Annotated in this window: 22 protein-coding genes; 14 read left to right on the plus strand and 8 right to left on the minus strand. The window is 44.5% G+C overall.

All coding sequences use genetic code 11. The features are described from left to right. Window positions 1–35 precede the first annotated feature (35 nt). Complete coding sequence (locus MKY35_RS07680) at window positions 36–1,274, minus strand: MFS transporter (RefSeq protein ID WP_029516543.1); 1,239 nt, start codon at window positions 1,272–1,274, stop codon at window positions 36–38. A 336-nt stretch (window positions 1,275–1,610) separates the two neighbouring features. On the opposite strand from MKY35_RS07680, the gene MKY35_RS07685 reads away from it, so the two are divergent. Both MKY35_RS07685 and MKY35_RS07690 read left to right on the plus strand, forming a co-directional pair. Next, complete coding sequence (locus MKY35_RS07685; RefSeq protein ID WP_029516544.1) at window positions 1,611–2,159, plus strand: helix-turn-helix domain-containing protein; 549 nt, start codon at window positions 1,611–1,613, stop codon at window positions 2,157–2,159. Between the two features lie 100 nt (window positions 2,160–2,259). Next, complete coding sequence (locus MKY35_RS07690) at window positions 2,260–2,775, plus strand: acyl-CoA thioesterase (protein ID WP_013309488.1); 516 nt, start codon at window positions 2,260–2,262, stop codon at window positions 2,773–2,775. Between the two features lie 109 nt (window positions 2,776–2,884). Here MKY35_RS07690 and MKY35_RS07695 read toward each other — a convergent pair whose 3' ends face one another. After that, a complete protein-coding gene (locus tag MKY35_RS07695) occupies window positions 2,885–4,360 on the minus strand; it encodes an RICIN domain-containing protein (RefSeq protein ID WP_342446035.1) in 1,476 nt (491 codons plus the stop codon). 227 nt (window positions 4,361–4,587) lie between these two features. On the opposite strand from MKY35_RS07695, the gene MKY35_RS07700 reads away from it, so the two are divergent. Both MKY35_RS07700 and MKY35_RS07705 read left to right on the plus strand, forming a co-directional pair. Continuing rightward, window positions 4,588–5,286 carry a 4'-phosphopantetheinyl transferase superfamily protein gene (locus MKY35_RS07700; protein WP_322251410.1) on the plus strand — a complete coding sequence of 233 codons (699 nt, stop codon included), beginning with the start codon at window positions 4,588–4,590 and terminating at the stop codon, window positions 5,284–5,286. Window positions 5,287–5,331: 45 nt separating this feature from the next. After that, entirely contained in the window at window positions 5,332–6,921 is a 1,590-nt protein-coding gene (locus tag MKY35_RS07705) for an amidohydrolase (RefSeq protein WP_342446036.1), read from the plus strand. Between the two features lie 69 nt (window positions 6,922–6,990). Here MKY35_RS07705 and MKY35_RS07710 read toward each other — a convergent pair whose 3' ends face one another. The 3 genes from MKY35_RS07710 to MKY35_RS07720 form a co-directional block, all read right to left on the minus strand. Continuing rightward, window positions 6,991–8,616: an S-layer homology domain-containing protein gene (locus tag MKY35_RS07710; protein ID WP_322251412.1), complete on the minus strand. Its 1,626-nt coding sequence runs from the start codon at window positions 8,614–8,616 to the stop codon at window positions 6,991–6,993. A gap of 157 nt (window positions 8,617–8,773) precedes the next feature. Further along, window positions 8,774–9,625, minus strand: coding sequence for a DegV family protein (locus tag MKY35_RS07715; RefSeq protein ID WP_322251413.1), 852 nt, complete (start codon window positions 9,623–9,625; stop codon window positions 8,774–8,776). 32 nt (window positions 9,626–9,657) lie between these two features. Continuing rightward, entirely contained in the window at window positions 9,658–10,131 is a 474-nt protein-coding gene (locus MKY35_RS07720; protein WP_069012792.1) for a hypothetical protein, read from the minus strand. 219 nt (window positions 10,132–10,350) lie between these two features. On the opposite strand from MKY35_RS07720, the gene MKY35_RS07725 reads away from it, so the two are divergent. Next, window positions 10,351–10,734 carry a DUF423 domain-containing protein gene (locus tag MKY35_RS07725; RefSeq protein WP_342446037.1) on the plus strand — a complete coding sequence of 128 codons (384 nt, stop codon included), beginning with the start codon at window positions 10,351–10,353 and terminating at the stop codon, window positions 10,732–10,734. A gap of 106 nt (window positions 10,735–10,840) precedes the next feature. Here the strand turns inward: MKY35_RS07725 and MKY35_RS07730 are convergent, their stop codons facing one another. The 3 genes from MKY35_RS07730 to infC form a co-directional block, all read right to left on the minus strand. Beyond that, window positions 10,841–11,389: a hypothetical protein gene (locus MKY35_RS07730; RefSeq protein WP_029516552.1), complete on the minus strand. Its 549-nt coding sequence runs from the start codon at window positions 11,387–11,389 to the stop codon at window positions 10,841–10,843. 450 nt (window positions 11,390–11,839) lie between these two features. Then, window positions 11,840–12,610 (minus strand): ANT(4')-I family aminoglycoside nucleotidyltransferase, encoded by a 771-nt coding sequence (locus MKY35_RS07735; RefSeq protein ID WP_342446038.1) that lies wholly within the window; start codon window positions 12,608–12,610, stop codon window positions 11,840–11,842. Between the two features lie 60 nt (window positions 12,611–12,670). Beyond that, window positions 12,671–13,183: a translation initiation factor IF-3 gene (infC, locus tag MKY35_RS07740; RefSeq protein WP_342446039.1), complete on the minus strand. Its 513-nt coding sequence runs from the start codon at window positions 13,181–13,183 to the stop codon at window positions 12,671–12,673. A 167-nt stretch (window positions 13,184–13,350) separates the two neighbouring features. On the opposite strand from infC, the gene MKY35_RS07745 reads away from it, so the two are divergent. From MKY35_RS07745 to MKY35_RS07785, 9 genes are all read left to right on the plus strand, one after another. Continuing rightward, window positions 13,351–14,346, plus strand: coding sequence for an iron-siderophore ABC transporter substrate-binding protein (locus MKY35_RS07745; protein ID WP_342446040.1), 996 nt, complete (start codon window positions 13,351–13,353; stop codon window positions 14,344–14,346). Then, a complete protein-coding gene (locus MKY35_RS07750) occupies window positions 14,343–16,391 on the plus strand; it encodes an iron ABC transporter permease (RefSeq protein WP_342446041.1) in 2,049 nt (682 codons plus the stop codon). Before MKY35_RS07745 ends, MKY35_RS07750 begins: the two co-directional genes overlap by 4 nt. Before the next feature lie 129 nt (window positions 16,392–16,520). Beyond that, window positions 16,521–16,832, plus strand: a complete 312-nt coding sequence (locus tag MKY35_RS07755; RefSeq protein ID WP_023987858.1) for a helix-turn-helix transcriptional regulator — start codon at window positions 16,521–16,523, stop codon at window positions 16,830–16,832. Between the two features lie 76 nt (window positions 16,833–16,908). Continuing rightward, window positions 16,909–18,084: an MFS transporter gene (locus MKY35_RS07760; RefSeq protein ID WP_342446042.1), complete on the plus strand. Its 1,176-nt coding sequence runs from the start codon at window positions 16,909–16,911 to the stop codon at window positions 18,082–18,084. A gap of 53 nt (window positions 18,085–18,137) precedes the next feature. Continuing rightward, window positions 18,138–18,491 (plus strand): hypothetical protein, encoded by a 354-nt coding sequence (locus MKY35_RS07765; protein ID WP_342446043.1) that lies wholly within the window; start codon window positions 18,138–18,140, stop codon window positions 18,489–18,491. Between the two features lie 266 nt (window positions 18,492–18,757). Continuing rightward, on the plus strand, window positions 18,758–19,432 hold the full coding sequence (locus tag MKY35_RS07770; RefSeq protein WP_341039146.1) for a VOC family protein: 675 nt from the start codon (window positions 18,758–18,760) through the stop codon (window positions 19,430–19,432). 100 nt (window positions 19,433–19,532) lie between these two features. Further along, window positions 19,533–19,988: a GNAT family N-acetyltransferase gene (locus MKY35_RS07775; RefSeq protein WP_342446044.1), complete on the plus strand. Its 456-nt coding sequence runs from the start codon at window positions 19,533–19,535 to the stop codon at window positions 19,986–19,988. 223 nt (window positions 19,989–20,211) lie between these two features. Then, complete coding sequence (locus MKY35_RS07780; protein ID WP_342446045.1) at window positions 20,212–21,543, plus strand: helix-turn-helix transcriptional regulator; 1,332 nt, start codon at window positions 20,212–20,214, stop codon at window positions 21,541–21,543. Between the two features lie 458 nt (window positions 21,544–22,001). Then, window positions 22,002–23,372 (plus strand): helix-turn-helix transcriptional regulator, encoded by a 1,371-nt coding sequence (locus MKY35_RS07785; protein WP_342446046.1) that lies wholly within the window; start codon window positions 22,002–22,004, stop codon window positions 23,370–23,372. Window positions 23,373–23,518: the final 146 nt, after the last annotated feature.

Raw genomic sequence — 23,518 nt, forward strand, 5'->3', positions numbered from 1 at the left:
GTTCATGACTTATGGGACAACCCTAAGATGGTAACTTATATAAGCTCCTGCCGTTTTTTCAGATATCTGTAGAGAATAATTCCCGAGACCGCGCAGATGGCTGCGCATAGACCGATAACTCCATATCCCGCCTGAAGCCCGCGCAGCATGCCAAGCTCAGTAGTTGCGCCGTAGACTATCTTGACCCCTTCGATTACCCAGCCGATCACATAGTTGCCAATGACACTACCTATACCCATCAGCGTGACGACGAACGTAATAGCTGTATCACTGTCCTTCGGATATCTCCGTGCTATGAACGCCATCACGGTCGGATAGATCATTGCAATGCCTGCACCCGATACGGCAAAGAGAAACGCCAGTCTCTCCCCACCCGCGATTGCTGCGAACGTACATATCGCTGAGAAGGCGGAGAATAGAATCGTCGAAAGCACAAACCCCATCCGGTCAGTGAGCGGACCAAGCAACAGGCGCCCCAACGAGAAGGTAAGAAAGAACGCTGAGAGCATGCTGGACGCCTTCACCGTACTCCATGAATACGCTTTCTCTAAGAAGTTGACTAGCCAGCCCCCAACTGCGAGCTCAGAGACTACCCCAAACGACAGGATCATTACCATCATCCAGAGTGCCGGATCGCGGGTTAGGGTCTTGAGTGAGGTCCGTTCCTCATGCTGCAGATCGTCTCCCGGGAAGGTGCTGAGCAGTGCGGCCACAATCGGCAGCAGGCAGAGCGACAACATAGCCAGATACATCCCCCGCCAGTCCAGCGTATGTCCAAATACCGTCAGTGACATGACTCCCGTCGCCAGCAAAGGGGCGACTGTTGAGCTGAGCCCATAGAAAAAGTGGGACAAATTCATCATCGTGCCGGTATTTTTCACAAAAATCCTCGCCCCCAAAATGGCGAGCGCAATCTCCAGCATGCCGTTCCCGATATACATCAAGAAGTAGGACGAGGCGAAGAAAGGATACGTGTGCGACAGATAGATGAACACTCCCGAGATGATCATGGAAGCAAAGGAAATGATGCTGACCGCCTTGATTCCCCACTTACGGACAAGAACGGCGGTGAACGAGCAGGCAATCAAATAACCAAGTGCGTTTAGAGACAACAATGTTCCGAGCTGCTGTTCATCCAGATTGAAGTCGAATTGAATGCGTGGAATAGCAGGGCCTTTAATATTTTCCGAGATGCCAAATACAATAAAGCCAATAAAAATTGTTGCCAGCTGCATCGTGTACATGTAACGGGACTTGCGGGTTTGCGGATTCAAATTTAGTCCCTCCTAGATAGTCAACGTTGGTTTTCTCACCTGTTGGGTGTTCAGGGACGGAAAAGTCATAGGATAGCAGCCCTCCTTCAGGATATTACAATAGTTTTGAAAAACGTTTTAATAAGTGAAGTTTAAGGACATTTATATTCAATGTCAAATGTTTTTATTGGCATGTTGAAGTTAACGAGGAACCTGACCATATTACAGTAAATTATAGCATGCCTACTTCCCGTTTAAGCCTTGTATATACCTTGATCGGCTTCTATATATAGCGAACACACAGTCTTTTGTGTATTCTTCATATATAGACTTTTGGATACGAGGAGGTATAATTCGGTGGATTCAATGCAATATATTATTGGTTCTAATTTGGCTCAAATCAGGAAGACTAGAGGACTTAGTTTGGATAAGGTGGCTGAACTGACAGGGGTCAGCAAAGGGATGCTGGCTCAGATTGAGAAGGGGAAATCCAATCCTACGGTAACAACCCTTTGGAAAATTGCGAACGGTTTGCACGTATCCTTCTCCACCTTTCTTAAAGAAGACCCGCCGCAAATCACGAAGATTCGAAGGGAAGACCTGCATCCGGTTATTGATGAGGACGGTAACTATTTTGTTTACCCTGTATTCCCGTATCACGCGGAAAAGAAGTTTGAGGTGTTCACGGTAAGTCTGAAGCCAGGCTTTACACACCAGGCAGAGAAGCATCTGGGAGAGGAAACGATTCTCATGATCCGTGGGGAAATGTACTTTGAGATGCAGGGGCAACAGCTCAAGCTGAGTGCAGGGGATGCCGTGCAATTTCAAGTATCTGACATACATACCTACCGCAATGATTCGGATGAGGATGCCGATTTTTATGTATTGATTTATTATGCGGATTAGTGGGATGATTAGCATAGTCTAAAACAGGCTTCCACATCAGGATTTTGCAAAATCCTGAGATATAAAAAGAGAGCAACGAGGAAAAGAGAGGAAAGAACCCATGGAAAGCAAGTACATCCGAGAAACCTACTGCTTTAAGACATCCCGAGTATTTCCCAACGATATCAACAATCATAACACGCTCTTCGGCGGCCGACTGATGTCGTATATCGACGATATCGCATCTATTGCAGCTGCTAAGCTGTGTCGTACGAACACAGTTACAGCCTCTACGGATTCGGTGGATTTTTTGCTACCTATCCATCCGAGTGATTCTGTCACGCTAGAAGCGTTCGTAACCTGGACAGGCCGTAGCTCGATGGAGGTGTTCGTAAAGGTAATTCGTGAAGGACTAATGACTGGCGACCGAAAAATCGCAGCCACCGCCTTCCTGACCTTTGTGGCATTGGACGAGAACAACCGTAAAGTGACCGTGCCGCAGGTGATTCCAGAAACAGAAGAACAGTTACAATTGCACCAGACGGCTCCATCACGCGCAGCCATACGGCGTCAGCGGAGGGAAGAAAGCAAGCAGCTGGCTAGTTTTCTGACAACAGATTATCCGTGGGAACTGTAACGTACTAAAGATTATCAATTTCATCGTTTTACGTAAAAAGGAGCCGTTATTTCCGTTAGCAGTCACCATGATCTGCTCGGAATACGGCTCCTTTTGAAAATAACTTGGGCTATTCTACTTTAACTACACGGAAATGCTGATTTGTCCCACCATTATCGCCCCATTGAATGGCTTTGGCTCCATCGACGGTGGCGCCTTCAGAAATATCGATCAGCTTGCCAGTTGCCCGATTTTTCAGCTTGTAATAGCCCCCGGTTACGGATACTAATTGCCAATGCTGACTGGACCAGCCTCCGTCGCTCCACTGCTCAATAACTGTACCGTCTGTTGTCGTACCGCTTTCAACACCAATTAGCTTTCCGCTGTTGCGGTTCATAATTTTATAATATCCGCTGCCTGCATCCTTGAGCTGCCATTGCTGGTTTGCTGCCCCGGAATTTGCACGCTGCTCCAGATCTGCGCCGTCCGTCGTTGCATTGCCAATAATGCTTAGTGGCTTATTGCTCTTGCGATTCACTAGCTGATAATAGGCATCCGGATCAATGGCAATTGGCGTCGTTATCCCCTCGACCACACCACTGGCGGTGTCAATATTAATGCTGTCGAACCAATCCATAGCTAATGAAGTCGCTGTTGGAAAACGTAGTGGCAACCATACATATTGAGAATCCTGCACAGGACCGCTCCATGCACCCGCCCAACGGTCGCCCAAATACAGGTATGAAGTTGTCTGGGCACCTTCAACAGGAATCACGTAAGCCGACTGTGAGCCATATGTCGTACCGTCCCCGAAGTTTATCGTATTACTCCAGGTTCCTTCAATGCTGGATGCGGTAGCATACTTGGCCTGATTGGGATTCCAGCCGGTCGCCCCAGATGTAATCAGGAAGTAGACGTCTCCTTTTTTGAACATCGCTGGAGCTTCACGGTATTGTCCAGGCCAAAGTGTAGTCACCAGCGATTCAACTTGCAGAAAATCCGGTGTCAGACGATAAATGTTCAGATCCGCGTTTACCCGGGTAGCCGAAATGAGGTAAGCTGTACCGTTATCGTTGTATACGGTCATATCGCGCGAATCGTAATCCAGCGGACGGAAGCTACCCTGATAGGTGTAATCGCCGTCCACCGTATCGGAGGAGGCGACAGCCACTCGGGCCTCGTTGTAATTAACCCCATTTTCCTTGTGCATCCATAATACGTATTTGCGTGTTTTTTCATTATAAATCACTTTCGGACGTTCAATATTCGAAACATTCAGCTCTACGGCGGAGCTGCTGGTCAGTACGTTTTTACGAAACTCCCAGTTTTTTAAATCAGAGGAACGGTAGGCGGATACCGCCTTGAACGTGCCGTTGGGATTACGATTTTCACCAAACCAATAATAGTAACCGTCTACTTTAATCATACCACCCCCATGGGCATGGACCACGTTTCCATCTGTATCTTTAAACTGGATGCCATTCACGACATTCGCTGAAGCGGCTGAAGCGGCTGAAGCGATCTTAGGTGAAAACATCTGAAAAATGCTCAACGTCAGCAAAATAGAGAGCATAATACACAGCAAGCGGGCAAAATCATATTTCATTGTTTCGTCCTCCTCTGTATGCTTTATTTTAAAGCGCTTTCATTAACGGAATCTACGAAGCAGTTTTAATAGAGCTACTTATCCCAATTGTATCCATATTGAATTGAAAGTGCTAGAGTAGTATATTGACCATGTACACGGCACACACCATCCATATCTAACAGACTTCCATCGAACGGTGAGTGTTACAAACTGGCTGATATTCATTAGGTATATAGGAGGCGACCATGAAAATATACGCGATTGATACGAGCAAGCCGGAAGCTGAGGAGCATTACGAATTACTGGTACATCGGGTTTCACTAGAAAAGCAGCACAAGTTAGATCGTTTTTTACATCGGGAAGATGCTTTGAGGGGTTTATATGCCGATGTGCTGTTAAGATGGTTGGCCTGCCGGCAATTGAAGGTATCGAATGCCAGTCTTCAATTTACATACAATGCATTCGGTAAGCCTTCCTTAATAAATGCACCTGCATTCCATTTTAATGTTTCTCACTCGGGAAAATGGGTGGTATGCGCTATTGATGATCACCCGCTTGGAATCGACATTGAGCAGCTTCGTCCTATTGATTTTGAGGTAGGTAGGGTGTGCTTTTCGGACACAGAGTATGATGCGTTAATGCGTCAGGATGCAGACAGCCGATTGTCCTATTTTTACGATCTATGGACGCTTAAGGAAAGCTTTGTGAAGGCCGAGGGGCAGGGACTAACCCTGCCGTTAAAGTCTTTTTCATTCGAGTTGAATGCAAAACCGTTCATAGGCTTTACGACAGAGGGCTTTACCACCGAGTATTGTCATTTTAAACAGTATGAGCTGGATCAGGATTATAAAATGGCTGTCTGTGCAGCTCATGACCAATTTGCCGAGCAGGTGCAGCAGATAGATATAAATACACTACGCTTGGAAGTGGCAACACAGGCTTAATATGTAGTGGATATGCGTATAGTTGAAAAAAGGAGATGAGTGGCGTTGACATTCGTTTTGTTCAAGCACGGCCGGTTGTATGGGGAGTGGGCTTCCAAAGGAGACTCCATCGTTGTACAGCAGGGTCGGATACAGGCCGTCGGATATGCTCGGGAGCTTGAATTGCAGTTGTCCGGTAAGGAATATGAAACCGTGGATTGGGAAGATGCCTATGTACTGCCAGGCTTAACCGATTCACATATGCATTTGTCTATGCATGGTATGAAGTTATCTATGCTCGATTTAACATCAGCTACCTCCAAGGGCGAGATGCTGGCTATGCTACGCAAACGGGTCGCTGTAACGCCGCCGGGAGAGTGGATTTTAGGACTTAACTGGAACGAAAATGCTTTTATTCCTGTTGAAATTCCGGATATATCCGAGCTGGATGCCATTACAGATCAGCATCCGGTATATCTCACTCGTACGTGCTTTCATACGTTTTTGGCCAATTCAGAGGCATTTCGACGTGCGGGTATTAACGAGGACACCCCTGACCCGGCTTCGGGGGCCTATGGACGAGACGCAGATGGACGGTTGAACGGTTTAATTTATGAGGAAGCATCCTTTGCCTTTACTAGCGTGCAGCCAGAACCGGATTATTCGGTTAAGAAGGATACGATTCGGCGGGCTTCTATGGATGCGTTAAGGCTTGGTTTGACTGCTGCGCACACAGAGGATTTACGTTTTTTGGGCAGCGTGGAGACGATGCAGCGAATTTACAGGGAGCTGAGAGAAGAAGGCCTTCCTTTTCGCACACACCAGCTCATCTATCATCCATTTTTGGAAGAAGCGAAAGTGCAAGGGCTGCGTGCAGGTACCGGAAATGAGTGGTTTAAAATCGGTGCGATAAAAATGTTTGCCGATGGCGCTATTGGTGGAAGAACGGCATTATTGTCTGAACCCTATAGTGATGCTCCGCATACCTGCGGAATGGCGATTCAACCGCAGCCGGAGCTGAATCAGATGGTGGCTGCTGTCAGAGCCGCAGGCTATCCTGTGGCTGTGCATGCCATAGGAGATGGGGCGACGCACATGATTTTGACAGCGATGGAGGCCCATGCGCTCACGGAGGAAAGCGGTTTGCCAGATCGCCTGATCCATGGACAGGTGCTTAGGGGGGATTTGGTCAAGAGAATGGCGAAGCTGTCGCTGATTGCGGACATCCAGCCCCGTTTTGTCGCAAGTGACTTCCCTTGGGTACTGGATCGGGTGGGGAAAGAGCGGACGGAATATTTATATGCCTGGAAAAAGCTGCTGGAAGCAGGTATTCCATGTGCTGGAGGTAGTGACGCGCCGATTGAGCCGTTAAACCCTTTTCTTGGTATTCATGCGGCAGTGACTCGTGCCAAACCGGAAGAAATGCATGAGGGCTATCTTCCCGCTGAAAAGCTGGATGTACATGAAGCCATTCGTTTGTTTACCACGGGAAGCGCAGTAGCAGCCGGTGAGGCTGATGAAAGAGGCACGATAGCTGAAGGGAAGGCAGCTGACTTTACAGTCATTGACCATGATGTATCGGAAAGCCCGCAAGCTTTACTTGATGTTAAGGTACGGATGACCGTTGTAAACGGGAAAGTTGCATATCGGTCATAGGCCGGTGCTAAGTATGTATGCCAAAAGCCTTCAACTTCACTTTTTATGTGAGGTTGAAGGCTTTGTATTTTATAAACCACGCTGTATAAATCGGTCAGCGTTTTTTACACTGGACCACAGATCAGAGCTGCCTCCGCCCGCATACCAGTAAGCGAAGCCAGCAAACCCAGCATCCTGTCCCAAGCGATACTTACGAGTGAAGGATCGTCCTTCTTCGAGCCACAATTTATGAAGCTGTGTGTCTTTGTAAGACACGGTATACTGCTGAATATCCTCATTCCAGATTGGTTGGGAGACGGAACGGGATACGAGCTGGTTTTGCTGATCTAGTGAAATATCAGAGGAAGCGATTGACTTTCCGCTAGCGTTAAGCGTCCAGTTCCGTGTAAATAATGGTAACGCCAAGATCGCTTTCTCTGGATAGGTGGTTTGTACAAAACGCCGCACGCTTTCACGGAGCCATGGCAGTGAGGACACAGAGCCAGGGATCGAGCTGCCTCCCCAGTGCTCGTCATATCCCATCAAGATCAGATAGTCTGCCGCAGCGCCAAGCTGTTTATAATCAAAGGCGGCAGTCCAGTCCGTTCCGTAATCAGGAGATACACAAATCGCCAGTACCGTATTCTGACTTTTTAACTTAGCTTTTAATTGTTGGACGAACAATGTTAAATGGGCACGATCCTGACCATCTACATTTTCAAAATCAATGATAAGTCCATTCAAACCGTGTACAGATACAGCATTAGCAAGCTGACTTATGGTTCTATTTCGTAGAACCTCACTGGACAAAATTTGGTGCGTCAGTGCCAGGTTGGAACGGTTGCCTACCATCGCCCAGATATTTTTATGATGCTGTTTGGCCCAGGTGAGCAGCGATGAATTGGTATAATCGCTGATAATACCTGTTTCATTCAGAAAAAACCAACGTGGTGATAGGGTGTTGATGTTGGATTGGAGCACCGTATTTTCAAACTGCTGAACGGTTTGATCATATTGCCAGCCAATTCGGATGGAAGAAGCGGTGGAAGCAGTTTGGTTAGCATGTTTTGTTGAATACGTTAGCAGTCGCTCCAGTAAGACCGCTGTTTCTTCACGAGTCAGAGAGGATGCAGGACGAAAATAGTTACTTTCACCTTTCATAAAGCCGTAACGATTTACGGTGGTTACCGCATTCAGAGCCCAATCTGCAATTTCTCCAGTATCTGTGAAGGAGGAAGTAGCATCTCCTGATCCGCCCGAAGAGCGGATGAGACGTGCGATCATCAAAGCCGCTTCTTGACGGGTTATAGGACTATTAGGTTGGAATGTGGCAGACGTTCCCCCCTGAACGATATTGAGCTGCGAAGCCGCTTCAATCCATCCATAGTACCACGTCTTTTTGGCAACATCTCGGTAGGAGGGAACGGGTGCTTGTACAGGCTCTAGACCGAGTGTACGGTCCAATGCGGTAACCCATTCGGCTCTGGTAACAGCCTTTTTAGGAGAGAAGTAACCAGGTCGTGTACCGTTCAAAATTCCTTTAGCGTGCAGGGAAATAATAGACTGATAGGCATAGCTGTGTGCAGTATCCTGGAACGTAGCGCCGGATGCTGCTGCTGGAGCAGCTAAGTATGAAGAGAATGTTGTGAATATTGTGATGGCTGCCGTTGCTGATAGGGTAAGCTTGGCTAACCAACGTGATCGTTTGGAACTCATACCAAATAACCTTCTTTTTTATGATAGATTGTAGATTCATAGTTCGTTACTCGACGAATAATACTATCAAAAAGAGGAAAGTTATTCATTGCTAAATTGCTGGAAAAATACCAAAAAACCCGCTACCTATGCGGCAACGGGTCTGATATTGGATGAACTATGCCTTTTTGGCATACATAATACCGATAGTCTGTGGACCACAATGACTGGAAATGACACAGCCTGCTGTAGTTAGCAGTACCTCTTGTGCGTTCGTTTCTTCTTTCAAGCGAGCTTGCAGCATCAGCGCATCTTCCTCGGCCAAAGCGTGCACGACAATAATGATATCGTTATCCATCTGATCTCGTTGATTCAGAGCGTTTTGAAGCATCTGATCCAGTGCTTTTTCACGTTTGCCACGGACTTTGTAGGCTGGCGTCATTTTTCCGTCAATTACTTTGATCACCGGACGAATTTTGAGCAGACTGCCGATCAGATTTTGCATGCCTGAGCATCTTCCGCCTTTATACAGGTATTCAAGTGTATCAATGACAAATTCCGTATCTATTAGCGGCCTGGTTTTCGTCAACATGTCTACAATCTGCTCTATCGTATTGCCGTTGGTTGCCGCACGAGCAGCTTTCATCACAAGCAGGCCAAAGCCGCACGACAAATTCAAGGAATCAAAAACCGTAATGCGGCCTTCCGGAAATTCGGAGGCAGCGAGTAGCGCATTCTGGTACGTTGATGATAGCTCGGAAGACAGACTGATATATAAAATGTCGTCCCCTTGTTCTATGTAAGGAGCAAAGGCTTGAATAAAATCCGACGGAGAAGGTGCGGCGGTACGTGGTAAATGTCCCTCGCGACTTACACGTTGAAATAATTGTTCCGGGTGAATGTTCACCCCATCCTGCAATGCTTCATCACCAAATACCGTATACAAAGGTACAATGCTAATCTCGTACTGTTGCCGCCAGTGAGTTGGAATATCACTGGTACTGTCGGCAAAAATTTTAATTTTGTTCATACATTGAATCCTCTCTGTGTGATGCAGAAAAATTATAAAGATTGCACGGAGGAAGGATAGATATCCGCTGTGCTATTCGGAACGGAAAGACCGATGGCAAGAAGTGCAATAAAGCCCACAATAATAAGTGCATTAATGATTAAGCCTGTAATAGCAAAGGTCTTCTTACGGTTTTTTAACGCAATTCCAATGATACCAACGACAAGTCCGCTACAATTCAGCAACAGGCTGCCTAAAAAAATAAAAGGAAGCAATACCGTTCCGGTTTGCTGCAGAGCGATTTCCGGGTTCATCGTCTGGTATTGGCCGAAATGAGCCAGTAGATTAATAACCATAATAGCCAGAATAATATATCCGATCAGACTGACAAGCGACATAATAAAAGAAGCAATTCCGGGACCGGAATGTTTGAGCTTGACCGGAGGCTGGAACACAGGAGATTCTGAAAAAACAGGGTGCTCCTCAGACGCAGCAGGCTTTTGCAAATTAGGATCTTGGTTACTCATTTTTTCCACTCCTTGAACATAGTCCGAACAGGTACTAATTTTCCACAAAATAAACAAAAAAGCAAGCCACCCTACACATTACCCTTCAAAAGACAGGGTCTAATCATCCAATTCTGTATGCGGTCTGTTCACACACGCTGGCTGGTAAACTTCATACGGTTTCGATAAAATAAGAAGAACATTCGGCTAAAAGGATGAGATGAAAAGGAGTACACAAACATGCAACGAAAATGGATATTTACGGGATCTATAATGATGATGTTGGCGGTAGCCATTGGAGCGTTCGGGGCACATATTGTGAAAGCCCGGATCGACGCGGATGCTTTGGCCGTATATGAAACAGGTGTGAAATATCATATGATTCACGCTGTCGGTTTGCTGATCATTGCGTTGGCTGCTGGACAGTGGGGGCCTTCCAACCGTCTAAGATGGGCAGCTCGTCTGTTATTGACGGGTATCATTTTGTTTTCTGGTAGCTTGTATGTGCTAAGTCTGACCGAAATTCGTGTGCTGGGGGCTATCACCCCTCTAGGAGGCGTGTGTTTTATAGCAGGATGGATATTACTGGCATGGGCTGCCATGGGTCTGAAGAAAGAGGATTAAAGTTCTTTTCGGATAATACAAAAAAAGAGAATGGACAAGAAAGACATCATGTTTTTCCTGACCGTTCTCTTTTTTCATGCTTCGTTTTTTTGTGAAGTATTTACATTTACGATGTGATTTCATCGATCTCATTCATTTTAAAGGAGTACACTTGTTTCTCATCTACATGATACACACTCAGCAGGCTATTATCATGGTCCAGATTGAGGATGCGGCAAGGAATGCTGCGTTGTCCACCATAGCGGTTTACGATTAACCGTACAAGCGTATTATCATGTATATAGCGTTTGATCCATTCATACGTACTAAGGTCTTGTTGTGTTGCAGGCTTTGGCTGTACGTGGGATTGTTTGATCTCTTGAACGACTGGCGGCTTGTTCGTAATTGCGGCTGATTTCTTTTTAGAGAATTTTTCCGCGAGCGTAGCGGCTGCATCAGATGGGCTATTCACGGCTGACTGTTTTTTTAGGTACAGCGCAGCTTCAATTAAATTGCCAAGTTCGATACCGGATTGAATCCGGCTATCCGCAATGTGTTCGTTTTGGCTCAAGAGATTAAGCAGGAACTGAAGGGCCTCTACATTCGAACGGCCTTTAACTAATACATCTACATTAAATAAATAACTGGTTTCGTCTTGATTTGATTCCTTTTTCATACATCCTCCAGCCCAAGCCATGGGTAATTAGTCTTTTATGGTACCTATCAATATATCATTAAAATGTAATCTATCATAGTGCCTAAGGCCCTGTTGTTGGATATTAACAAAAATAAAATCTATATAAAGCTCTATGTGTAAAATTTTAATGGAGTACACTGGAATTGTACATTTTTTGCATGTGTATACGAATGAGGAAAGTATGTGAGCATCGGATATAGATAAGCAAAGACAGAGTTACATATACAGAGAATAAAGGAGGTAGTGGGTGAAATCAAGTAGTTTAAATTTTAAATATATTATAGTGGAAAAACATAACGAAGAAGTATTATTCATCCAGAAGAAAAGTAAAATCCCCCCTTAACGAAAGGGGGACTGGGCATATAAAAAACATGATATATTAACATGGTATATTATAGTAAGTGAAATTAAAGCGAATTTTATTTTTGATCAAAAGGGGATTCGTTGTGATCGAATAAGGTAGTCATGTTCGACTGCCCAATTCACAAGACCACTCCAGAAATCTTCACAGGCTGAAATGATCTTCGCTGGTTCAGCTAAATCTCCGGACATAACCAACTTAACTACATGATCAAATCCTTCTGGACGACTCGGTAGTTCCAGGGCCTCCGGTAGAACCATTGAACCCGTTGAGAAGAGCTTCTGATTGTGTAACCCAACTAACATAGCCCCATATTGGGCAAACTGCATTACCAAGTATGGCAAGTAGGTATGAGGACCATTTACACGGACATTCCTAAGCTTTCCTATAAACTCGTACATTTCACCTACAAGCACTTCGTTGATGGCATGCCTGAAATCTTCCTTTGTTGGGGATTCGGCAGCTTCCTTTAATATAGAAAAAAAGTCTTCAGGATCATACAGACGAAGTGGGGAAAAGAAGGGGCCATGTGTCAACGGCCATTCGCCCTCAACAGTAGCGGCAATTTTAAGAAGAACGTCTGAACTATAGACGTTCACCTCAGCTTTCCAGGGTCCCGCTGACCATTCATGGCTAAATTCTACGGGGCCGTTTGATTCACTTAGTACACAAAACATTTCAATGTCCGAGAAAGGGCCGTCAGTACCTTTGGCAACAGATCCATAGACCCCTATAGCCAGAATTTTGTCTCTGTATACTTCATGTAACCTCGCAGCTATATCGTGGCAAGTCTGAAGTCTCTCACTTCGAGAAATGTTGACAGGTCCATTCATATCCATTAGTGATCTCCCTCTGTTTCTTACAGTCTAAGTGGCTTGTCCAATTTACGGATTCGCCATTCAGCGAGGGTTTAATTTCACTTGTGAGCCCTTGCCGCCCGTCTGGATTCCAGTATCCTTCACTCCGACTTCCTTCAAATCGACTAGTAGCCGCTCTAGTACCGCTTTGGCGACAGGTGCTTCTTTTGCACCAGACGCTTTAACGACCAGCTGCACCGGTTTGCCGGAACGCAGATGTTTGTCTGCCTGACGCAGCTTCGTGTCGTAATCATGTTCCTCAATATGAGCAGTGAAGCGAAGCTCCTTGATCTTTTCTTTGCCGCTGTTTTTTGCGGCTCGGCCGACATTTTTGCTTGCTGCGGCTTCTTTTTGCGCCAGCGCTTTTCCTTTACCCTTCGCGACCAAGCTACAGGGTGGTGGACTGCTCATCAGTGAGGTGCAGACCAGGTCCACCCCTTTGGATCGGGCCATAGCCAAGGCTTCTGACTTGGATACAACGCCGAGCTTCTCCCCTGCGAGTCCAGTGAGCACCACTTCGTCAGCTTTAATTTGCTCGTTGATTAATACCGCCACGTAAATGAAGCCTCCCTTAAACAATGATAAAGCTATCATATACGGAACCTGTTTGCGATTCAATTTTAGATTTATCTGTATTGACAAAAGTCACTTAGCCCTATAATCTTTACTGATAATGATTATCATTTTCCAATGCAATATACATACAGGGGTGATTGAGAGAAATGAAAAAGATGTTGAATAGCCTATTATTATTTGTAGTTTTTACTATTGTATTGGCGGGCTGCGGTGCGGCTGGGGATAGCTCGAAGACGGAAGGTACTGCAGGGTCTGAGCAGACATCCACAATGGCTGGTCCGGTTACGGTTAAGGATGACCATGGGGAAGTCAAGCTGGACAAGCCAGCGGAACGTGTAGTTGTACTCGAATGGACGTTTACCGAGGACCTCATTGCACTTGGCGTACAGCCTGTCGGCAATGCGGACAATGAAAACTACAAGCTGTGGGTAACACCGGAGGCGAAGCTGGCTGATACCGTAACTGATATCGGCACACGGGGCGAACCGAATCTAGAAGCGATTGCGGCGCTTAAGCCGGATCTTATTATCACTAACGCCGATAACAATGCAGCGATCTATGCACAACTTAAGGGGATTGCACCAACGATAGAATTCGATCCTTACAAGGGGAACGGCTATGATTACGACCGTATGGTCGAAATTTTCAAGCAAGTCGCTGTGGCTACCGGAAAAACGGAACAGGCTGATAAGGTCCTAAGCGAACTTGACCAGCACTACGTAGAGGCAAAGGCTACATTAGAGAAAGCGGGCAAAGCAGACTTTCACTATGCGCTGACACAGGCCTTCACAGCTCAAAATGCTGCCAGTCTGCGAATGTTCAAGGAAAATTCGGTTGTAGTGGGAACGCTCGCGAAAATTGGCATGGTGAACGACTGGAAGTCGGACAAGACCGAGAAATATGGGTTTAGCACCGTTGGCATTGAAGCTCTTCCAGCTGTGCAGGACAGCAATTTTATCTATATTACGCAAAAGACGGACGATGTATTTGGAGCCGCGATGAAGAACAACTCGGTATGGAACGGACTAAACTTTGTCAAAGAAAAACGGACCTACCCACTGGACGGTACAACATGGACGTTCGGCGGCCCAATCTCATCCAAAGTACTGGTTGATCAGGTAGTCGGAGCTCTGACGAAATGACCCGAACAGACACAACGGGTTTATCGAAGACTTGGCGTGTAGGAAGCATCATTGGGGGCGGATTGATCGTCCTCATCGTGCTTTTTTTTGTAAGCTTGTGTTATGGAGAGGCTTCGATCCCGCTTCACACGGTAATTGAGGCGTTGACCCAGCGTCAGGATACGCTTGAACATAACATGGTGTGGGATCTCCGGATGCCGCGTACGGTCATCGGAATCCTGGCTGGTGGTGCGCTTGCCATCGCTGGTGCTTTGCTTCAGGCCATCACCAAAAATCCGCTGGCGGCTTCTGATACACTAGGAATTAACGCTGGTGCCTACTTTGTGGTTGTCCTTGGCGCGGTGATGTTTCCCGGACTGCTGCATCAGGCGCCGTTTCTATTTGCCGCTGTCGGCGGCCTGCTGGCAGCGGTACTCGCTTACTTCATGGGCGGGGGACGAGCGGGAAGTCCGATTCGGTTGGCGCTTGCCGGCTTGATTGTATCGATGGTTCTCGGTTCGTTTACCGGAGCTTTGCATATCTTTTATTCATTTGAAACGCAGGGACTGTTTCTCTGGGGTTCTGGCTCGCTTGTGCAAAACGACTGGAGCGGGACGACTTACGCCTGGCCCTGGGTCGTAGGACTCTCGGTCATTGCCTTTCTGCTGTCAAGACAATTTGATGTCCTGGATCTGGATGAGTCCACATCCACGTCACTTGGACAAAAGGTTAGTTTGACCCGGGCGGTGGGTATTGTATTAGCTGTCCTGCTGTCGACCATTACAGTCAGCGTCATTGGACCTATTGGTTTTGTGGGTTTGGTAGCTCCACATTTGGTGCGCTTAAGCGGCCTAAAAATGCATCGCTGGGTGCTGCCTGGTTCCTTTCTGTGGGGAGCATTACTGTTGACAGGCGCTGACGTGCTGGCGAAGATGGTCCACCAATCAAGCATGGATCTGCCGACCGGAGCAATGATGGCCTTGATTGGGGCTCCTTGGTTAATTTGGTTGATTCTGTGGAAGATGAAGCTGCCTTCTGGGATTAATGGACAATCTTCAATGAACATAGGAGTGCGCTCTCGGAAATTACCCTATGGCAGGCTGGTTACGTTGCTTGGGTGCGGTGCCGTGCTGTTGACCGTATTCAGCCTGATGTTTGGAGGGATGCGAATTCCGGTTGGCGATTTGCTGTCTGGCCTATTTGGCGGTGAGAACGCAAATTCGGCCCTGCTGCAGTTTAGAATTCCGCGCACACTGGTGGCAGCCGGGGCTGGTATCGCGCTTGCGGTCAGCGGTGTCTTGATCCAATTAGCCGTTCGTAATCCCTTAGCGGATGCCTCGATCATTGGTGTTTCTTCAGGGGCTGGCTTTGGCGCGCTTGCAGTGATTATCGTTTGGCCTGGGCTGCCTGTTTATATGCTGCCTATCGCGGCGATTGCCGGAGCGACGGTGTCGGCGGCGGTGATCTTCTTTTTATCATGGAACAAGCACCTAAACCCGTCTGTGGTCATCCTACTTGGGATTGCTGTATCAGCGATCGGAGCAGCTGGTATTCAGATACTGATTATCCAAGGTTCGCTTTGGGGCAGCACAGGCTATATTTGGCTGACGGGTAGTACCTACGCTCGAAACTGGGGGCAGGTGGCGACGATTTTGGCTTTTCTGCTCGTGTTGTTGCCAATAGCCTGGTGGCTAGCTCGCCGCTTCGATCTTTTGGTGTTTGACGACAGCAGCGCTATGGGACTGGGACTTCCGGTGCGCCGCACCCGGTTGCTGGCGATGGCAGTGGGGGTGCTGCTGGCGGGCGGAGCGGTAGCCTGTGTAGGTACAGTTGGCTTCATCGGGCTGATTGCTCCGCATATCGTGCGTACGTTGATTGGGCACCATGTACGTCGCTCTATCGTTCTGTCTAGCATCTTGGGAGCGGTAATGCTGGTGCTGGCTGATACGATTGGACGGACAGTGCTTGCGCCGACTGAAATTCCTTCCGGATTACTGATCGCACTGATCGGTGCACCGTATTTCCTGTACTTGATGTATCGCTCCAATAAGAGTAAGTCAGTGTAGTTGAATATGTACTTGAACAGGCTGTTTCCCAACGATTTCCCGTGGGGAAACAGCCTTTATTATTTATTTTTCTACGTAATCATTGGACTTTATATTTACAAATCTAATAAAATAGATATAATGTTTTATATGGAACCGTCATTGATTTATAAAGCATTGTCAAACGAAACTCGTCGTCTAATTATGCTGTGGTTAAAAAAACCAGAAGAGTTTTTTGATGAACAGGCTTATCTGAAGCAAGGGCTTAATTTTCAAATTGGTGTATGTGTGGGAGATATTCAGGCTAAAGCGGGACTTGCGCAGTCTGTGATTTCAAGTTATTTATTAACGATGCAAAAATCCGGTTTGTTAGAGTCTGAGCGTATTGGGAAGTGGACGTACTATCGTCGGAATGAAAAAACAATCCGGGAATTTGCCGAGTACGTTCAAAAGGAACTATAAATAGAAAGGAGGTTTTTTTTCACGTAATATATCTACAAATCTATATATATAATTAATTTGGAGGCTTATACTTAAAATGAAAAAGGTTAACCCGTTACTTATTATCATTCTGGCTTTAGGCGTATTCGGCATTATTACAACGGAAATGGGAATTATAGGCGTTCTCCCTCAAGTAACCCAAAAATTCAATGTATCAGCTGCCCAGGCTGGTTGGCTCGTCAGTATTTTTTCTTTAGTTGTTGCCATTTCAGGTCCATTTTTGACCTTACTCGTTTCCGGTATGAATCGTAAAATCATTCTATTAATCGCTGTATTCAGTTTTGTCATTTCCAATATTGTCTACGCCTATACCACTCATTTTGAGGTCATGCTCATTTTTCGTGTTCTTCCCGCTATTTTTCATCCTGTCTTTTTTTCGGTCGCCCTCGTGACTGCAGCTCATCTTGTTCCCCGTGAAAAGAGTAGTAAAGCCGTCACCAAGGTTTTCGCTGGAATTACGGTAGGATTTGCGTTTGGCGTGCCTTTGACTTCCTATCTTGCTGAAAAGATATCGTTAGAAGCTGCTTTCTTATTTGGAGCTGTCGTAAGCATGATTGCATTTGTGGGAATACTCGTATGGCTTCCTTCCCTGCCAGTTCAGGAAAAGATGTCTTATGGCAAACAGCTTGGTATATTACGTAAACCTCAATTGTGGTTCAACATTGTGACTGTTATTTTTATCTTTGCAGCTATGTTTTCGGTGTATAGCTATTTTGCCGAATATCTTGGAGAAGTAACTCTGATGAACGGGTCATGGATCAGCATGATGTTGATGGTCTTTGGAATCGTCATGATTTTTGGAAATTTTTTATTCGGGGGATTATTACATAAAAATCTGACCAAGACCGTCATCATGTTTCCTTTGCTATATATGGTCATTTACGCATTCACCTATGCTCTGGGTGCTTCTTTCCTACCGATGATTGTGGTTGTGCTCATTTGGGGGGCCGTGCATTCTGGGGGGCTTATTATTAGTCAAACATGGTTAACCACGGAAGCGAAAGAAGCCCCAGAGTTTGGTAACAGCCTGTTTGTCTCATTTTCTAATCTAGGTATTACGATGGGGGCTGCTACGGGCGGGTGGTTTATCTCTCACTTGGGAATACACCAGCTCATCTGGAGCGGACTGATGTTTGCACTGCTAGCATTCTTATCTATGATTATAAAAATAAAAATATTCAATTCGAATGCAGCGGAAGCTAACGTGCGTTAAAATATGGAGAGACATTAGAAGAGTACTCTACATTATCCAATTGGGAGGAATAGATGAATATTCGAATGTACCACGATCTGGAGGCTCAATTGGAAGAAGAGATTTGGGAGCTTGGAGAGGATGCAGCTCATACACTCCCATTAGATAGCAACTTGGCTGTGGAAAAAGCACAGAAGGCTTGGGATCTAATACCCGAGCCTAAGCATAAATGGGGCATCACAGGTGTAACCTTGCATCAATACGTTCAAATTCTCAATTATAACGGGCATACGCAGCGATCAGTAGAGCTTTTAAATGAGGAGATTTTAGATTTGGAAGGTACAGGGTACCGGATTATACATGCTGAACCTTATTATTCAGATGGCGGAAACACTTCTTCATCAGAGCAAGCCTGTATTAGCTCATGAATATCTCCAGAAGGCATACTCGATTGGGAGGGCAAGAGCGTTTCGGGACCAGCCCAAGCTTTATCTCGAAATAGCAAAAAGTAAAGCTCTAGATGAACAGGATATACTACTTCAATTTGCGGCGTTAGATGTGAACGCCAAATTTTTAAGCGACTTAAGGGATAATAAACAAACATTGTAATGACCTCATATAGTCTGAGATAAAATGCTGATATGGATTAGACGGACAATGGGTTTCAAAATTATTTGTGGGGAGGACCAATGCATTGAAATTAAAAGAAGTGCTCTTAGGCACCCATAGTTTCGAAGCGATAAAAGCTTTTTACGGCTCTCTCTTGGATTTGCAGGTTGCGGAGGAAAGCCCTTCGCGGCTGTCGTTTCAAGTAGGGGAATCGGCTCTTGCCTTTCAGGAATCCTCCCATATGGAAAATGAGTTTTACCATATTGCATTTACGATTCCAACAAATAAATTCACAGAAGCAAAACAGTGGGTAATCGACCGTGGAATTTCATTGATTTCAAGACCCCAAGAAGATGAGTTTTTTTTCGAAAACTGGAATGCAACCGCGCTTTACTTCTATGATCCGGATCATAACCTCGTCGAGTTCATCGCTCACCATACACTCGACAATGCAGTCACTGAAGCTTTCGGGCCCAACTCTCTACTTCGTATAAGCGAGATCGGTCTTCCTGTCGATGATGTCCCTGAAGTATCTAGGATAATCACCGAAACGTTCCAACTTGATCCATGGGGAGGGGCTGGACAAAAGTTCGCGCCGCTAGGGAATGTAGAAGGATCATTTATAGTCATAGACAAGCAACGGCCTTGGTTTCCTGATGATAGGCTTCCGGCCGTATTTAATACCAGTGTCTTGTTTGAAGGTCCATACTCTGCCCGTCTTTCACTGCATAATGGTTTGTATGAATTGAGGTCAACCTGAGTTAAGGCTTCATCTCATCGCCATCACCCCCGGATTTCTGGAATAAAGCTTACGATAAGGGGGGAAATCCGGGGGCCATAATACATTCAGGAGAGAATATATGAATATTAGACTACTTAATTCAAATGAAAAATATCCAATGGAGCTTTTGTTACTAGCTGATCCTTCGCACCAACTTGTTGAGGAATATTTGAAAAGAGGCCAGTGTTTTGTAGCAGAGATTGACAATCATATTGTTGGAGTCTATGTTCTTTTACCTACAAGACCTGAAACAGTTGAGTTAGTGAATATAGCAGTATCAGAAGATATGCATGGTAAAGGAATAGGCAGACTATTAGTGACACATGCCATTGAAACAGCTAGGGCACAAGGTTATAAAACGTTAGAAATTGGTACAGGAAACTCTAGCATTGGACAGTTAGCTCTCTACCAAAAATGTGGTTTCAGAATTGTAGGTGTAGATCTAGATTTCTTTATCAGACATAATTATGTAGAAGAAATTTATGAGAATGGCATACAGTGTAAAGATATGATTCGTATGTCTCAGGATTTATAGAGCTTAATTTTCTTTACAAACCCTTCAAAGGTATCTTAAGTAAGGTTCTGAAAGGTATATGATATTGTGCCAAAAGATGGTACAATGAATTGCGGAAAGGCTATACAATCATTGGATTGCAATAGTCCTTTTTTAATGAGTTGATATCCTACTAAGTTCCTGACAAGGGGTGGTTACTTTGTACAACACAACAACCACGATACTCACAGAGATAACAAAACATATGAAAGATCATGATTTAATCCTAAGTGATTTAGCTAGAGAAGCAGAAATGAATCCGGGCACCATGAGCAGTATTATTAATGGGAACCGCACACTTTCAGTCGATCAGTTAGATCGAATTACAAAAGCAATGGGGCTTCCCGTTGGCTATTACTACGAACGGTATGTGTCTGAGTATTTAACAGAGGCTAATCCGAATTGGCGTCGAATGAGTCCTTTTATACATAATTGTGCGAAATTAAATAAATTGGACTGCATTCATGATGTGGTTAATTTATTGATGGATAAACTAGGCTATTCAGAATCTTTATTTGAGCTTGCCGAAGAACTATTTCATGAAAAAATGTATCAAGCGGCAACCATACTTTATGAAAATGTGGCTGTAAGTGAGAAAAAGCAATATTCAGAACGTCTGGCTATGTGCCAGTACCGTTTGTTCCATACAAGGCAAGGAGATAATCAAGAGAAAAACTATGAAGCAGCCGTTCAATTTGAAATATACGTTGATCGACTAGATGAGATAGAACAGTTAGATGCATTAAAAGATCTGGCGAATACATACCGTTCGTTACGAAAATGGGACAAAGTAGAATTATTCGCTAAAGCTTTGGGAGACAAGGCAAAAATTCAATATAACATGGAGCAACAACGGCATCCTTCCAAAAAAGAAAATGCAAAGAAACCAAGCTTTCCTCTGTTTGCTTATTGGGCTTTTTCTCATTTACTTCGTGCAGAAGTTTGTGAGGCCCATAAAGATTATGAGAAGGCACTTCAGCATACGTACACATATGGTGACTTAAGTTGGGTGAAAGAAACTGATGAAACTACTTTGAAGTGGAAAAAGCAATATGAAGAGTGGGCTGTGGGGAATACCTATTTGAATAAGATTCTTGCTGGCGAAATAAGCGTTCTATCTGATTATCTAGTTTATATATCATCAAGAAAAGATGAGATTCTTCCTGCACTTGATATTATAGTTGATTCCGCTAATAGGTACCATTTTGATGTGGATGATATTTTAAAGCAATTCGAGGAGGCAATTGTAACTTTTCTAGAACAACAAAAAATCGAGGGTTTTTACACTAAGCGTTTCATAACAGAACGTTTTATGCATTTTTCGAAGGAATTATCGATCTACTATTTGACCAAGAAAAGATATTCTGATGGCTTTAAATTTTTAATAAGTTGTTTGGAAAAATCTACATTAATCAATAATAAATCATATATAATTACATGTATGCGGCTGTATGAGTCTTATCGAGAATATGCATCATCTGATGTGAAGACAGCATACAGAAAATTGATTAATGAGGTGGATAAGGATGAAACGTAAAATAATTTTTACCTTATTGGTAACAAGTTTTATGTTGTTGACACTAGTAATTCCTTCAGCGGGTTATCAGGATTCTGAACATAGCTACCAACCTGCACAGCATGGCGAAATGTAATTATTCCCAACAGAAAATAGATGCTTGATATTTAAAGCACTTAAAAGGTACAGAGTACAAAACCAAATGGATAATGGAACAGGTTAGATGGAATGATCCCTCTAGCCTTTTTATTACCTATTTTGCTGTATATCAGCAATATGAGGAAATCTTCTTTTGAGGAATATATGTAAAAAGTGCAAAAATGTAATGTGTGTTATTGTACACAACTGAAGGGTGTATGGCTTTGTTCTAAAAGACGATACAATTATGGGTGATAAAGTGATTTTTACTAACCATTTCTCTATTACATCGTTTAACTGCATATTATATGTCGAGTTTATGTTGAAAGGGTGGTTTATCTATGGAGATCACACCTACGATTAGAGCAGAAGTTCAAACCTATCTGATACGGAAAAGCTTAACCATGACCGAGTTTGGTCACATGATTGATTTGAATGTAGGGACAGTTAGTGGCATTGTGACGGGCAACCGATCAATTTCAGTTCACCAGCTAGATCGCATCACTATGGGAATGAATTTACCACCAGATTATTTTTATGAACGTTATATTGAAGAATGTATTGAGGAAGAACCGCTCAACTGGCGAAGAATCAGCCCTTTTTTGTACCGCTGCGTGGAGTTAGGGCGACTTGATTGCTTGCGAAGAGTTGTAGGTATGTTGCTAGATAATCCTGTTTATCTTCCTTCACTTTTTGAAGTAGCCGAGGATTCTTTTAAAAAAGGTTATACTGAAGCAGCGGCGTTCCTTTATGAAAATGTAGCAGAAGGGGAGAGATATCAGTATTCAGAACGATTAGCGGTTTGCCAGTATCGATTGTTTACGATTCGTATTAGAGACGATCAAGAGAAAAACTATGATGCAGCCATTCAATTTGAGCCTTACGTTGAACGGTTAGATGAGGTAGATCAGTTAGAGGCATTAAAAGACTTGGCGAATACATACCGTTCGTTACGAAAATGGGATAAAGTAGAACTATTCGCCAAAACTCTGGAGATTAAAGCAGATATTCAATATAAGTTAGACCAAGCTCATGACGTAAAAAAAGAGAACTTGAAGAAACCTGTTTCTCCACCTTTTGCTTACTGGGCGTTTTCTCATCTGCTTCGTGCTGAAGTTTGTGAAGCACGTAAAGATTATGAAAAAGCACTTCAACATACGTACAAATATGCTGATTTAAGTTGGGTGAAGGAAACCGATGAAGTCACCTTTAAATGGAAAAGGCGGTATGAAGAGTGGTCTGAAGCCAACGCTTATGTAAATAAACTTCACGCTGGTGAAATTAGTGTTTTGGATGATTATGTAGCGTCCTTTTCTTCCAGGAGTGAAGAGATACTTCCTGGATTAGATAATATAATTGAAGCTGCAAATCGGTTTCGTTTAGATATTGATCATATTCTAAAGCAATTTGAAAAGGAAATCTTAACGTTGCTGGATAAGCCTGAGTGTATGGGGGTGTACAATCAACAATTTACTACAGAACGTTTTACTCATTTTTTAAGGGAATTGGCAATTTATCTTTTGCGTAAGGGGAGGTTTTCAGAAGGTTTCACATTTTTGTTCAGTTGTTTGGAAAAGTCTGCTGAAGCTAATAATAGAATACAAGCAATCAGATGTATGAGGTTGTTTACACATTTTAAAGAACATGCATCTGCTCACACGAAGGAAGTCTACGGAGATCTGATTAAAGCGGTTAACGAAGATGAAGAGTAAGCTGATCCCACCATTCCAGTTTTATGTTAGTAGCCAGTGAAGGCACCTCCTATTGAACATTGAGAGAATGGCTCGAATTACGGACCAACGGGTCACCACGTGGCAGTCTGAGAATAAAATGCTCTCAAGTTCAAAATCACAGCCAT

This window comes from Paenibacillus sp. FSL L8-0638, assembly GCF_038593075.1.
GTDB classification, from domain to species: Bacteria; Bacillota; Bacilli; order Paenibacillales; family Paenibacillaceae; genus Paenibacillus; species Paenibacillus polymyxa_D.